At 51.0% G+C, this 12,702-nt stretch carries 14 protein-coding genes; 7 read left to right on the top strand and 7 right to left on the bottom strand.

Going from position 1 to position 12,702, the window contains the following annotated elements:
• Positions 1-28 precede the first annotated feature (28 nt).
• The gene (rfaH, locus tag NHAL_RS03395) at positions 29-547 is read left to right on the top strand and encodes a transcription/translation regulatory transformer protein RfaH (protein ID WP_013031768.1); all 519 of its coding nucleotides are present in this window, start codon (positions 29-31) and stop codon (positions 545-547) included.
• A gap of 6 nt (positions 548-553) precedes the next feature.
• Here rfaH and sufT read toward each other — a convergent pair whose 3' ends face one another.
• Genes sufT through NHAL_RS03360 form a run of 7 tightly spaced genes read right to left on the bottom strand, consistent with a single transcriptional unit; the run spans position 554 to position 6,921 of the window.
• On the bottom strand, positions 554-1,099 hold the full coding sequence (gene sufT, locus NHAL_RS03390) for a putative Fe-S cluster assembly protein SufT (RefSeq protein WP_041354612.1): 546 nt from the start codon (positions 1,097-1,099) through the stop codon (positions 554-556).
• 12 nt (positions 1,100-1,111) lie between these two features.
• A complete protein-coding gene (gene sufU / locus NHAL_RS03385) occupies positions 1,112-1,564 on the bottom strand; it encodes a Fe-S cluster assembly sulfur transfer protein SufU (protein WP_013031766.1) in 453 nt (150 codons plus the stop codon).
• Complete coding sequence (locus tag NHAL_RS03380; RefSeq protein WP_013031765.1) at positions 1,561-2,823, bottom strand: cysteine desulfurase; 1,263 nt, start codon at positions 2,821-2,823, stop codon at positions 1,561-1,563. The genes sufU and NHAL_RS03380 overlap by 4 nt, the downstream gene beginning before the upstream one ends.
• Entirely contained in the window at positions 2,820-4,163 is a 1,344-nt protein-coding gene (gene sufD, locus NHAL_RS03375) for a Fe-S cluster assembly protein SufD (RefSeq protein WP_013031764.1), read from the bottom strand. The genes NHAL_RS03380 and sufD overlap by 4 nt, the downstream gene beginning before the upstream one ends.
• A complete protein-coding gene (gene sufC, locus NHAL_RS03370) occupies positions 4,160-4,933 on the bottom strand; it encodes a Fe-S cluster assembly ATPase SufC (RefSeq protein ID WP_013031763.1) in 774 nt (257 codons plus the stop codon). Before sufC ends, sufD begins: the two co-directional genes overlap by 4 nt.
• 51 nt (positions 4,934-4,984) lie before the next feature.
• Entirely contained in the window at positions 4,985-6,433 is a 1,449-nt protein-coding gene (gene sufB, locus NHAL_RS03365; protein WP_013031762.1) for a Fe-S cluster assembly protein SufB, read from the bottom strand.
• A complete protein-coding gene (locus NHAL_RS03360) occupies positions 6,430-6,921 on the bottom strand; it encodes an SUF system Fe-S cluster assembly regulator (protein WP_013031761.1) in 492 nt (163 codons plus the stop codon). The genes sufB and NHAL_RS03360 overlap by 4 nt, the downstream gene beginning before the upstream one ends.
• A gap of 198 nt (positions 6,922-7,119) precedes the next feature.
• On the opposite strand from NHAL_RS03360, the gene rpe reads away from it, so the two are divergent.
• The 6 genes from rpe to trpC all read left to right on the top strand — a co-directional run bounded on the left by rpe (position 7,120) and on the right by trpC (position 12,668).
• Positions 7,120-7,791 (top strand): ribulose-phosphate 3-epimerase, encoded by a 672-nt coding sequence (rpe, locus tag NHAL_RS03355; protein WP_013031760.1) that lies wholly within the window; start codon positions 7,120-7,122, stop codon positions 7,789-7,791.
• Between the two features lie 79 nt (positions 7,792-7,870).
• The gene (locus NHAL_RS03350; RefSeq protein WP_013031759.1) at positions 7,871-8,548 is read left to right on the top strand and encodes a phosphoglycolate phosphatase; all 678 of its coding nucleotides are present in this window, start codon (positions 7,871-7,873) and stop codon (positions 8,546-8,548) included.
• 114 nt (positions 8,549-8,662) lie between these two features.
• Positions 8,663-10,141, top strand: a complete 1,479-nt coding sequence (gene trpE / locus NHAL_RS03345) for an anthranilate synthase component I (RefSeq protein ID WP_013031758.1) — start codon at positions 8,663-8,665, stop codon at positions 10,139-10,141.
• A 9-nt stretch (positions 10,142-10,150) separates the two neighbouring features.
• The gene (locus tag NHAL_RS03340) at positions 10,151-10,732 is read left to right on the top strand and encodes an anthranilate synthase component II (protein WP_013031757.1); all 582 of its coding nucleotides are present in this window, start codon (positions 10,151-10,153) and stop codon (positions 10,730-10,732) included.
• Positions 10,733-10,790: 58 nt separating this feature from the next.
• A complete protein-coding gene (trpD, locus tag NHAL_RS03335) occupies positions 10,791-11,813 on the top strand; it encodes an anthranilate phosphoribosyltransferase (RefSeq protein ID WP_013031756.1) in 1,023 nt (340 codons plus the stop codon).
• A gap of 36 nt (positions 11,814-11,849) precedes the next feature.
• Positions 11,850-12,668: an indole-3-glycerol phosphate synthase TrpC gene (trpC, locus tag NHAL_RS03330; protein WP_013031755.1), complete on the top strand. Its 819-nt coding sequence runs from the start codon at positions 11,850-11,852 to the stop codon at positions 12,666-12,668.
• Positions 12,669-12,702: the final 34 nt, after the last annotated feature.

Genomic DNA, 12,702 nt, shown 5'->3' with positions numbered 1-12,702 from the left:
ATACACCGGCTAAGTAGGTAGTTCAGAAATGGAACACACCCCTTCTTCTAAAAGATCTTGGTACCTGATTTGGTGTAAGCCGCGGAAAGAACATTTGGCTCAAGAAAACCTTGAACGCCAAAGATTTGAGACTTATCTACCCTTGGTGCGGCAGTTACGGCGCCGTGCTCACCGGCGCATTACAGTAGTTGAACCCCTCTTTCCCCGTTATTTATTCATTCACCTAGACAAGGAAAAGGACAACTGGAGTTCCATACGCTCTACCATCGGAGTCACCGCTCTAGTCCGCTTTGGAGACCAACCGGCTCAGGTGCCGGATAGGCTAATCAAGGAACTGCAAGCCCATGAATCACCCGATGGCATCCATGATCTGCCAAGCCGCAGCTTTCAACAGGGGCAAAAAATCCGTATCGAAGAAGGACCATTAGCCGGACATGAAGGCATCTGGCTGGCCTCCAATGGAAAAGAACGGGCCCAAGTTTTACTGGAAATAATGGGTAAGCAAATTAAAACCGAGATGAACCAAAACTGGCTTGGGCACTCCTAAAACCCACTAAAACATGCCGGTCTGGAGCTTGGCCGCCTCAGACATCATGTTCTGATTCCAAGGGGGATCAAAAACCAGTTCGACATTAGCTACCTCAACAGCCGGGATAGCCTCAACTTTTTCCTTCACATCTTGCACCAGAATCCCGCCCATCCCACAGCCGGGGGCGGTTAGGGTCATCTTGATGTCTAGTTGCTTTCGACCCTCAGGCAAGGAGGAAATAGCGCACTCATAAACCAAGCCTAGATCCACGATATTGATGGGAATTTCAGGGTCGAAGCAGGTTCTCATCTGATCCCAAGCCAGCTCTTCAATCTCCTCATCGGAGGCTTCCTCAGGCAATGTCGGCGGCTCTACCGGCTCCAAACCCAAGGCATCCGCGTCTTTACCGGCTATCCGAGCCAGGCTCCCGTTAACATAAACAGTATAGCTCCCCCCCAAATCTTGGGCGATCATCACTTCCGTGTCCTTGGGAATAATTACCTTATCCGCCATCGGCACGAGTACTGCTTCGCAGTCACGATTGAGGACAATAGGGTCACGATTGTACATATCCATCTCGGATTATTCCGTGGTCACTGCCTGGTTTTTATGCTCTAGGGCTGCATGCAAAGTATGCCAGGCAAGGGTTGCGCATTTCACCCGCATGGGAAATTCCCTAACTCCAGCCAGCACCTCCAATTTCCCCAAGGATACCCCTTCACCACCCTGAGTCCCATTATCGGTTACCAAGTCGTGAAACCTGCCAAACAACTCTTCAGCCTCCTGGGAAGTCTTACCCTTTAGAACTTCGGTCATCAAGGAGGCCGAAGCCATGGAAATGGCACAACCCTCCCCCTGAAAGCTTACATCTTCAATCACTCCATCATGCACTTTAAGGAAAATGGTGACCCGATCTCCACATAAGGGGTTATGGCCATCCGCCTGAAAATCCGCGTTCTCCATGGGACGAAAATTCCGCGGCTTTTTTCGGTGGTCCAAAATAACTTCTTGATATAAATCTCTCAGTTCATTCATCCCAATAACTCCCCTACGCGCTTGATCCCAGCAGCTAAGGCATCCACTTCCGCTTTGGTATTGTAAAGCGCAAAAGAAGCCCTTGCCGTTGCCGGAACCCCAAAGCGATCCATCACCGGTTGGGCACAATGATGGCCCGTGCGGATGGCAATACCCTCGTGGTCAAGAATGGTTCCGACATCATGGGGATGAACTCCTTCCAAGGTAAAGGATAATACCCCCACTTTTTCTTGGGCAGTGCCGATAAAACGCAACCCCGGGATCTGGGCCAAAACTTCTGTGGCATAGGCAGAAAGTTCTTGCTCATAGAGCGCTACATTCTCCATCCCTAGCGCCTCCAGATAATCCACCGCCGCACCCAGACCAATGGCTCCAGCGATATGGGGCGTCCCTGCCTCAAACTTATAGGGAGGGTCGTTATAGAGGGTTTTGTCAAAGCTCACCGACAGGATCATATCTCCCCCTCCCTGATAAGGGGGCATCGCTTCCAACCACTGCCCTTTGCCATAAAGCACACCAATCCCCGTAGGCCCGACCATCTTATGTGCCGAAAAAGCGTAAAAATCACAGTCAAGTTCCTGCACATCCACCGGCATGTGGGGAACTGCCTGGGCCCCGTCAAGCAACACCGGGACTCCTTGGGCATGGGCTAATTTAATGATCTCTCGCGCCGGATTGATGGTCCCCAAAGCATTCGAGGCATGAACCATAGCGACCAAGCGCGTGCGGGGCGACAAAAGTTTTTCATATTCATCTAGGCGCAGCTCACCGGCATCATTAATGGGGACCACTTTGAGCACCGCCCCGGTCTGCTCGCACAAGAGCTGCCACGGTACAATATTAGAGTGATGTTCCATATGGGAAAGCAGGATTTCATCACCGGCTTGCAATCGATTTCGACCAAAACTCTGGGCAACCAAGTTGATTGCCTCGGTAGTTCCCCGCACGAACACAACCTCTTCCCGCTGGGCAGCATTGATAAAGCGCTGCACTTTATCCCTCGCCGCCTCGTATGCCTGGGTGGCCCGTTCGCTGAGCTGATGCACAGCACGGTGGATATTAGCGTTATCCCACTGATAATAGTGGTCGATGGCCTCAATGACTGGTCTGGGTTTTTGCGCCGTAGCCGCATTATCTAGATAAACCAGAGGTCTGCCATGCACTTGCTGCTGCAAAGTGGGAAAATCAGCGCGCACCCGCTCAATATCAAAAAGTCTACCCGCCATAGGCACTTTAGCGGCGATATTTCCAATGGTCATAGCTCCACCTCCTGGCGCTGTTCCTCGGAAAGCCAGAGACCCAATTGATGCTCAACACGATTTCGAACAGGGAGCAATTCAATATGCTTCACAATTTCCTCGGCAAAAGCATGGGTCAGCAGCTGCCGGGCGTCTTTCTCCTCCATGCCCCGAGAACGAAGATAGAAAACTTGATCCTTATCTAATTGCCCTATGGTGGCGCCGTGGGCACACTTGACATCATCAGCATAGATCTCAAGTTCTGGCTTGGTATCGACTTCAGTCCCTTCAGACAACAACAGGTTGCGGTTGGCCTGGCGGGCATCCACCTTTTGCGCGTGGGGGTGAACAATCACTTTACCGTTAAAGACCGCTCGTGACTTACCGCCTAAAATTCCCTTGTAGTATTCCTCGCTAGTGGTATGGGGCTGCTTGTGGTCAATTCGCGTATGGTTATCCACATGACGTTCGCCATTCAAAGCATAGAGCCCCTCCAACACACAGCCGGCACCCTCGCCCCCCAATACGCTATTGATATCGTTACGCACCAACCGGCCACCTAAAGCCAAATTGCGGGAGAGGAACTGAGCGTCTTGCTCTTGCTGCACTTGCACCGTCGCAATATGGAAGCTTTTAGCTGCTTCCTCCTGCAGCTTGATATGTTCAACCTTGGCGCCCCTTCCCATGACCACCTCGGTGACCGCATTAGTGAAATACACCCCATCATTTAACCCGGCATAGTGTTCAATAACTGTCAATTCACTCTCCGGTTCGAGAATCATAAGGTTACGGGGGTGAGTCACCACCGCGTCACTTCGCCCGGTGGTAATAAAGAGGAGATGTACTGGCTTGGTCAGTACCGCCTTGGCAGGCAAATAAAGGTAAGCGCCGTCAGCCATGAAAGCAGTGTTAAGCGCCGTGAAAGGCTGATTGTGATGATCCGCATAACCGGCGAATACACTCCGTAAACCTTCTCCCTCCTGTTTGAGGCCGTCGGCTAAACTCCCTACCACTGCACCCTGGGGGAGTTCCTCAATCTCCGATAACCCCGGGACAAAACGGCCATCGACGAATACCAAGCGAAAGCAAGGCATATCTGGCAAAAAATACCCCTGACATTCATCCAAGCTAACCGCTACCGGCGAAGAAACCACCGGAGTAAATGCGGTCTCCGCAAGCGCCCGGACTCGGGTATACTTCCAGTCCTCATTTTTAGGACCAGGAAAGCCCATGGACTGGAATTGTCCCAAAGCCTGCTGGCGTAATTCTCGAAGCCAGGGTTGCACTGCCCCCACTTGCTCAGATTCCAGGCGAGCATGGGAATCAAGATAGGACTGCCAGGCTTCACTTACCCCATTCATAAGGAGGCTGCTCCTGCCACTGGGTTTTTATCTTGTTCAAGCCAACCGTATCCTTTCTCCTCCAACTCCAGCGCAAGTTTCTTATCCCCGGATTTCACAATGCGCCCCTGGGAAAGCACATGGACATAATCCGGCACAATATAATTGAGGAGACGTTGATAATGGGTCACCAGGATAAGTCCCCTCTCCGGACTCCGCAGAGCATTGACTCCATCGGCGACGATCCTGAGGGCATCAATATCCAACCCTGAGTCGGTCTCGTCCAAAATGGCCAATGTGGGCTCCAAAATAGCCATCTGTAAAATTTCGTTACGCTTCTTTTCCCCCCCCGAGAAGCCTTCATTGACTGCTCGCTGCAGGAAACTTTCATCCATCTTGACCAACTTCATTTTTTCCCGCACCAGAGCCAAAAAGTCCATGGCATCCAGCTCATCTAGTCCGCGATGCTTGCGCACGGAATTTAAAGCCGCCTTCAACAGATAAACGTTGCTTACACCAGGGATCTCCACGGGATACTGGAAGGCCAGGAAGATTCCTGCGCGAGCGCGCTCTTCAGGTGCCAAATCCAATAAATTCTGACCCTGATAAAGGATCTCCCCTGCCGTGGCCTCGTAATCCTCCCGCCCTGCCAAAACACTGGCCAGGGTGCTCTTCCCCGAGCCATTCGGCCCCATAATGGCATGCACCTCACCGGGTTTTACATTTAAATCAATACCCCGGAGGATGGGTTTACCATCCACGCTGGCATGCAGGTTCTTGATGGTTAACATTTAAAAACCTCTATCACTTTGTTGTCGATGCCATCAAATTACGGGTAAGGGTTAGCCGACCGCCCCTTCCAAGCTCACGCCCAGTAGGTTTTGGGCTTCTACTGCGAACTCCATGGGCAATTCCTTAAAGACTTCCTTACAAAAACCATTGACGATCATAGAGACAGCATCTTCCGCGGAGATTCCCCGCTGTTTACAATAGAACAGTTGATCTTCGCTGATCTTGGAGGTCGATGCCTCATGTTCCACCTGTGCCGAAGGGTGTTTAACCTCAATGTAGGGAAAGGTATGGGCGCCGCATCGATCCCCTAGGAGCAGGGAATCACACTGGGTATAGTTCCGGGCGCCAACGGCAGTGGGCATCATCCGCACCAACCCCCGGTAGGCATTTTGTCCTCGCCCAGCAGAAATCCCTTTAGAAATGATGGTGCTGCGGGTATTGCGCCCCATATGGATCATCTTGGTCCCCGTATCCGCTTGCTGGAAATTGTTAGTGAGTGCCACTGAGTAGAATTCACCCACTGAGTGATCCCCTTGCAAGATAACGCTAGGATACTTCCAGGTAATGGCCGAACCGGTCTCCACCTGGGTCCAGGAGATCTTGGAGTTGGCCCCCCGACAAGCACCTCGTTTAGTCACGAAATTATAGATTCCGCCACGGCCCTCCTCATCGCCGGGATACCAATTTTGCACTGTGGAGTACTTGATCTCGGCATTGTCCAAGGCAACGAGCTCCACCACCGCAGCATGGAGTTGGTTCTCATCCCGCATCGGCGCAGTACAGCCTTCTAAATAACTGACATGGGCCCCTTCGTCGGCAACGATCAGCGTGCGCTCAAACTGGCCGGTTTGGGCGGCATTGATACGGAAGTAGGTGGACAATTCTAAGGGGCAACGAACACCCTTGGGCACATAGACAAAGGAACCATCGCTAAAGACGGCTGAATTTAAAGCGGCATAAAAGTTATCCCGGTAGGGCACCACTGTACCGAGATATTTCTCCACCAACTCAGGATATTTCTGCACCGCTTCGGAGAAAGAACAAAAAATGACTCCTGCTTCAGCCAGCTTTTCCTTGAAGGTGGTCGCTACGGAGACGCTATCGAATACCGCATCCACAGCTACCCCCGCGAGCCGGGCCCGCTCATGGAGGGGAACGCCTAGTTTCTCATAGGTTTCCAATAGCTTTGGATCAACTTCATCTAAGCTCTTAGGGCCATCTTTCTTTGATTTGGGCGCGGAATAATAAACAATGGATTGATAATCCACGGGTGGATAGTGTACATGAGCCCATTTCGGCTCTTTCATCTCTAGCCAATGGCGATAGGCCTTAAGGCGCCACTCCAGCATGAATTCCGGCTCATTTTTCTTGCTAGAGATGAGGCGGATAACATCCTCATTGAGGCCGGGGGGAATAGCGTCCGCTTCGATATCGGTGATAAAGCCAGCCCGATATTCCTGATGAACAAGATTTTCAACCTTAAGGGGTGATTTACTCATAGCCTGCTCCCGCGGTTATCTCTCGTCGTATTATCTGTACGCACCGAACGCCTCGTCAGTTGGTGAAACTGGATGGGATGCACCCCCATCGGCTGAACCATGTCGGACAATTTAATTTCATTCAAGGCCCCATAAACCGCTTGATTAATCCGCTCCCAGTGGACACGGGTGGAACAATGGGACTCTTGCCCACATTCCCCTGGGGTACTAATGCACTCAGTTAAACCGATAGGTCCCTCTAGGGTGGTAATAATTTCTGCTACTGAAATTGTCTCTGGCGGTCTTGCTAAACTATAACCACCCTGGGCCCCCCGCGACGATACCAACAACTGGGCTCGGGCCAATTGTTTAAGGATTTTACTAACCGTCGGTAAGGGCATTTCCACCTGGGCGGATAAATCGGCTGCGGCATGTTGACCCTTAGGATCCGCCGCCAAACGAGTCATTAGCACGATACCGTAATCGGTCATTTTACTCATGCGGAGCATGGGAGCCTCCGTTCCAATTTAGGACTATTATAGTCCCAATTAAGTTCAAAACCAAGTAATTTAGTAAAGTATTGACTAGGAGGCTCCCCATATCAAAAAGCAAGCTGAAAAATAACTAATAATGGGGTAAAGTGCACAGCTTTACCCAACTGAAAACCATTTTGATCGGAATAGCTAAAAGTTTAAGAGGTAATGATCATGGCCGATTATAAAATTGCCCCTTCTATCCTATCGGCGGATTTTGCTCGTCTGGGGGAAGAAGTTACTGCCGTATTGGACGCGGGTGCTGACATGGTGCACTTCGATGTGATGGATAACCATTATGTTCCCAACCTGACAATCGGCCCTCTCATCTGCGAAGCACTGCGCAAACATGGCATCACCGCCGATATCGACGTTCACCTGATGGTGAAACCCGTTGATCGAATCGTGCCTGATTTTGCCAAGGCGGGCGCCAATTATATCACTTTTCATCCGGAAGCCTCCGAACATATCGACCGGACCCTACAGCTTATCCACGACGAAGGCTGTAAAGCTGGCTTAGTATTCAATCCAGCCACCTCCCTCGATTATCTTCAATATGTCCTGGACAAAGTGGACATGGTGCTTATCATGTCGGTTAATCCCGGTTTCGGCGGCCAGAAATTCATTCCCTCGGCACTCGATAAGTTACAGGAAGTTCGTCGGATAATTGACGCTAGCAGCCATCCGATTCGGCTTGAAATCGATGGCGGCGTTAAGGTCGACAATATTCGACAAATCGCAGCAGCGGGGGCAGATACTTTTGTGGCGGGTTCTGCCATCTTCCAAAGCGAAAATTACAAAGCCACCATTGGCGAAATGCGCGCCGAACTCGCCAAGGCACGGTAAAAAGGGCTGCGCCATCAATATGGCGCAGTATAATTAAGCCTTACGTCCAATCAATAAAGCAAAACGATAGATATACAGAATGCTCAGAAAACCAAAGATGGTGCTCATGGATGTGGATGGTACTTTGGTAGACAGTGTGCCTGATCTTGCCTTCTGCACCGATGCCATGATGGAGCAGCTAGGCCTGCCAGCGCGGGGTGAAACCAAAGTTCGGCAGTGGGTAGGGAACGGCGTAGAACGGCTGATTAAACGGGCCCTGCTTGATAGCTTGGAGGGGGAGCCGGAAGAGGCTTTATACCAAAAGGCCGAACCTATTTTTTTAGCCCTCTACAAGGAAAACACCAGCAAACGCAGCCGCTTATATCCGGGGGTAAACGAGGGGCTAGCCTGGCTCAAGTCCCGAGGGTATCGCCTAGGCAGCGTCACCAATAAGGCAGCCCAATTCACCTATCCTCTGCTTAGGGATCTAGGAATAATTGACTATTTTGAGATAATTATAAGTGGCGACACCTTGCCGGAGAAAAAACCCCATCCTGCACCGCTACTCCATGCCGCTAGTTTTTTCGGCATCGCCCCCGAGAAGGCGCTCATGGTTGGGGACTCTATTAGCGATGTGAAAGCAGCGAGGGCAGCCGGTTTCCAGATCATCTGCCTAAGCTATGGTTATAATCATGGCATAGACATCGCTGACAGCCATCCGGATGGTGTCATCGATTCCTTAATTGAAATTAAAGGCCTATTAAGCGAGGCGGCCTAGAGAACACTTTATGACTCACTTCCAGACCAGTGATTTATGGCGGAAAACAAGACGATGGTGGCGTTAACTCCCACTAAACCCGCCTAGCCATCTCTTTAACTCTGGAAGTAGACCATGGAACTTGAACAATTTAAACAGCTTACCGCCCAAGGCTATAATCATATTCCGCTTGTGCGAGAGGTTTTGGCCGACTTGGACACGCCTCTCAGCACTTACCTTAAGCTAGCCAATGGCCCTTATTCCTATTTATTTGAATCGGTCCATGGCGGCGAAAAATGGGGCCGATATTCGTTTATCGGCCTACCTTGCCGCACTGTGGTCAAGGTGCGAAATCAGGAGGTGGTGGTGGAAACCAACCACCGGGTTGAAGAAACGCACCATACGGATGATCCTCTAGCTTGGGTAGAAACCTTTAAACAGCGTTTTAAAGTTCCGGCAATGGATACTTTGCCCCGTTTTACGGGTGGATTGGTGGGGTACTTTGGCTACGATACTATCCGCTATATTGAACCCAAGCTTGCCCATGGGAATAAATCCGATTTCTTGGGAACACCGGATATCCTGTTACTTGTCTCCGAAGAAATTGTTATCTTTGACAATCTCAGCGGTAAACTCTACCTCATTATTCATGTCGGCCCGGAAGGTTATGAAGAAGGACAACGCCGCCTAGACGCCCTCGAGGAGCGTCTTCGGGCAGGCATACCCACCCCTCACACCATTGAGCCTCCCCGGGTGGTGATAGAAGATGATTTTATCTCTGGGTTTACCGAGGAAGGCTTTAAGGCAGCAGTCAGCAAGGCGCGCCAATACATTACCGACGGTGATGTGATGCAAGTGGTGTTATCGCAGCGGCTCTCAGTGCCCTTTACCGCCTCCCCCCTCAACCTCTATCGGGCACTCCGTTGCCTTAATCCATCCCCCTACATGTTTTATTTGGATCTCAATGATTTCCATGTAGTGGGATCCTCCCCGGAGATCCTGGTGCGCCTAGAGGAGGGTGTGGTGACGGTACGTCCCATCGCCGGAACCCGGCACCGGGGCGCAACGGAAGAAGAAGATCGCGCACTGGAGAAAGAGTTATTGGCAGATCCCAAGGAGCTTGCAGAACACTGGATGCTCATTGATCTAGGCCGAAATGACGTCGGCCGGGTAGCCACAATCGGCAGTGTTAACGTGACCGAAAAAATGCTCATCGAACGCTACTCCCATGTGATGCACATCGTCTCCAATGTGACGGGACAGCTCAAACCGGGGCTCTCGGCCATGGATGTTTTACGGGCGACCTTTCCCGCCGGTACGGTCTCTGGCGCTCCCAAAGTTCGGGCCATGGAGATCATCGACGAATTAGAACCTACTAAGCGTGGGATCTATGCAGGTGCAGTGGGGTACTTAGCTTGGTCGGGCAATATGGATACCGCCATCGCCATTCGCACCGCGGTGATTAAAGATCAAACCCTCCATATTCAAGCAGGCGCGGGAATTGTCTATGACTCGGTGCCCCAGAGTGAGTGGAATGAAACCATGAACAAAGGCCGAGCCATCTTTCGGGCGGTGGCTTTGGCTGAAGCCGGTCTCAATGGTTCTTTCCGCTAGGAGATGAGTATGCTATTCATGCTCGACAATTATGATTCATTTACCTACAATTTAGTCCAATATTTAGGCGAATTGGGTGAAGAAATCTGCGTTTTTCGCAATGATAAAATCAATATCGCGGACATAAAGCGATTGCATCCAAAACGTCTCGTGATCTCTCCGGGCCCTTGCACCCCTAACGAAGCGGGTATTTCCCTTGAAATTATCCGCCACTTTGCTGGTAAGATCCCTATATTAGGGGTATGCCTTGGTCATCAGTGTATCGGCCAAGCCTTTGGCGGCCAGATAGTGCATGCCAAAACCATTATGCATGGTAAAACCTCGATGGTGCATCACAGCCATAAAGGGGTGTTTCAGGGTCTGGATAATCCCTTTGAGGCTACCCGCTATCATTCCCTAGTCATCGACCAAGCCAGCCTCCCTCCCTGCTTGGAAATCACTGCCTGGACCGAAACCGACACGGGAGAACTAGACGAAATCATGGGAATTCATCATCGGGAGCTTGCCATCCAAGGGGTGCAATTCCATCCCGAATCAATTCTTACCCAACAGGGACATGATTTGCTTCTCAACTTTCTCAAACATACCTGAATTTCCCAAAGAGTCTAAAAAACGGCTCTCCACTCTCAGAGTTTAAAAGAAATACCCTATGGATATTCAGACAGCCCTTCGTACTATCACCACAGGGCGCAATCTCACCAGTGAAGAGATGACATCGGTCATGAACCTGATCATGACGGGTCAGGCAACCCCAGCCCAGATTGGCGGCCTACTCATTGGGCTTCGGATGAAAGGAGAAACGGTGGAAGAAATTGCCGCCGCCGCCAAAGTGATGCGCAAACTGGCCACTAAGGTGACAGTAACAGGAGCCCACCTTGTGGATACCTGCGGTACAGGAGGAGACGGCGCCAATACTTTTAATATTTCAACCGCCAGCGCTTTTGTAGTTGCCGCAGCAGGGGGGAAAGTAGCCAAGCATGGTAACCGTTCCGTCTCCAGCCAATGCGGCAGTGCAGATATCCTCGAAGCTGCTGGAATAAAACTGGAGCTTACGCCAACACAGGTCACCCACTGCATTGAAGAACTAGGCGTTGGCTTCCTGTTCGCCCCTCGCCACCACGGCGCCATGAAATACACCATAGCCCCACGGCGAGAAATGGGGATCCGCACCCTTTTTAACCTTTTGGGTCCCCTCACTAACCCTGCCGATCTCCCCAATCAAGTAGTGGGGGTCTTTAGCGGGGAATGGCTTGAGCCTCTAGCCTGGGTCTTACATCGTTTAGGCAGCCAGCATGTGCTCATCGTACACGCTGAAGATGGCTTGGACGAAATCAGTATTGGAGCCGCCACCCGGATCGCTGAATTGAAGCAAGGGACCGTCACCAGCTATAGAGTCACCCCCGAGCAGTTTGGTTTTGAACGGGTTGCCATCGATCGTCTAGTAGTTAACAGCGCTCAAGAAAGCCTTGATGTTTTACGCTCGGTTTTAGCCAATCAACCCGGCCCAGCCCGTGATATTGTAGCTTTGAATGCGGGGGCCGCCATCTATGCAGCGGATCTCACCCCCACCCTGGAAGAGGGGGTAAACAGAGCATTACAGGTTCTTTCCGAAGGCAAAGCCCAAGAGAAATTGACCACCCTAATCGCATTTACCCAGGCTTTTAACAAATAATAAAGACGAGCTCGAAAAGAGGGAGATACTTGAAAAATGAATGAGGCCCCCGATATCTTGCGAAAAATCTTACAACGGAAAGCCGAGGAGATTACCGAACGGGCGCAACAACTTTCAATCCGGGAGCTCAGCCGACAAGTGGAGGCAGCGCCTCCAGTACGCAGCTTTGTTAATGCCATCACCCAAAAGATAAGGGCCCAACAGTTTGCCGTTATTGCTGAAATCAAAAAGGCCTCTCCCAGCAAAGGGCTCCTTCGGGAGGTCTTTGATCCGGCAGCAATTGCCCGTAGCTACGAACAAGGGGGGGCGACTTGCCTGTCAGTACTCACAGATCGCAATTTTTTTCAGGGTAGCGAAGCAAATCTCCGCCTGGCTCGAAGTGCTTGTGGATTACCCGTGTTAAGAAAGGATTTTATTATTGATCCCTACCAGGTCTATGAGGCTCGGGTGATGGGTGCCGACTGTATTCTACTGATTGCAGCAGCCCTAGGCGACGCCCTGATGCTAGAACTCACGCAACTCGCTGAACACCTGGATATGGACACCCTTGTAGAAGTACACAGTGCCGAAGAGCTTGAGCGGGCTTTAGCCCTAAATACGCCACTTATCGGTATTAATAACCGAAATTTAAAGAACTTTGAGACAAAGTTAGAGACTACCCTTGACCTACTTCCCCAGATACCACCCGATCGCCTAGTAGTTACTGAAAGCGGTATTCATAGCACCGCGGATGTAATGAGGATGAAAGAAGCCGGGGTCTATGGCTTCCTTGTTGGCGAAACCTTTATGAAAGCAGAAGAGCCCGGCGAAAAGCTTGCAGAACTATTCCGACACTCAGAGAGATTATCCTCCTAAAACTACAGGGGATTCAGATCAAATGGTCATTTTA

Origin of the sequence: Nitrosococcus halophilus Nc 4, from assembly GCF_000024725.1 — a bacterium.
Lineage (GTDB): Bacteria > Pseudomonadota > Gammaproteobacteria > Nitrosococcales > Nitrosococcaceae > Nitrosococcus > Nitrosococcus halophilus.
Note: the sequence above shows the minus strand (reverse complement) of the source record. Positions and strands in the feature narration are given on the sequence as shown.

Bases quoted from the DNA above. Each gene is read 5' to 3' on its own strand.
- NHAL_RS03360 (WP_013031761.1), bottom strand. From the start codon at position 6,921: ATGCTCCGCATGAGTAAAATGACCGATTACGGTATCGTGCTAATGACT.
- sufT (WP_041354612.1), bottom strand. From the start codon at position 1,099: ATGTACAATCGTGACCCTATTGTCCTCAATCGTGACTGCGAAGCAGTA.
- sufD (WP_013031764.1), bottom strand. From the start codon at position 4,163: ATGAATGGGGTAAGTGAAGCCTGGCAGTCCTATCTTGATTCCCATGCT.
- rpe (WP_013031760.1), top strand. From the start codon at position 7,120: ATGGCCGATTATAAAATTGCCCCTTCTATCCTATCGGCGGATTTTGCT.
- trpC (WP_013031755.1), top strand. From the start codon at position 11,850: ATGAATGAGGCCCCCGATATCTTGCGAAAAATCTTACAACGGAAAGCC.
- sufB (WP_013031762.1), bottom strand. From the start codon at position 6,433: ATGAGTAAATCACCCCTTAAGGTTGAAAATCTTGTTCATCAGGAATAT.
- trpE (WP_013031758.1), top strand. From the start codon at position 8,663: ATGGAACTTGAACAATTTAAACAGCTTACCGCCCAAGGCTATAATCAT.
- sufU (WP_013031766.1), bottom strand. From the start codon at position 1,564: ATGAATGAACTGAGAGATTTATATCAAGAAGTTATTTTGGACCACCGA.
- trpD (WP_013031756.1), top strand. From the start codon at position 10,791: ATGGATATTCAGACAGCCCTTCGTACTATCACCACAGGGCGCAATCTC.
- NHAL_RS03350 (WP_013031759.1), top strand. From the start codon at position 7,871: ATGCTCAGAAAACCAAAGATGGTGCTCATGGATGTGGATGGTACTTTG.
- NHAL_RS03380 (WP_013031765.1), bottom strand. From the start codon at position 2,823: ATGACCATTGGAAATATCGCCGCTAAAGTGCCTATGGCGGGTAGACTT.
- rfaH (WP_013031768.1), top strand. From the start codon at position 29: ATGGAACACACCCCTTCTTCTAAAAGATCTTGGTACCTGATTTGGTGT.
- sufC (WP_013031763.1), bottom strand. From the start codon at position 4,933: ATGTTAACCATCAAGAACCTGCATGCCAGCGTGGATGGTAAACCCATC.
- NHAL_RS03340 (WP_013031757.1), top strand. From the start codon at position 10,151: ATGCTATTCATGCTCGACAATTATGATTCATTTACCTACAATTTAGTC.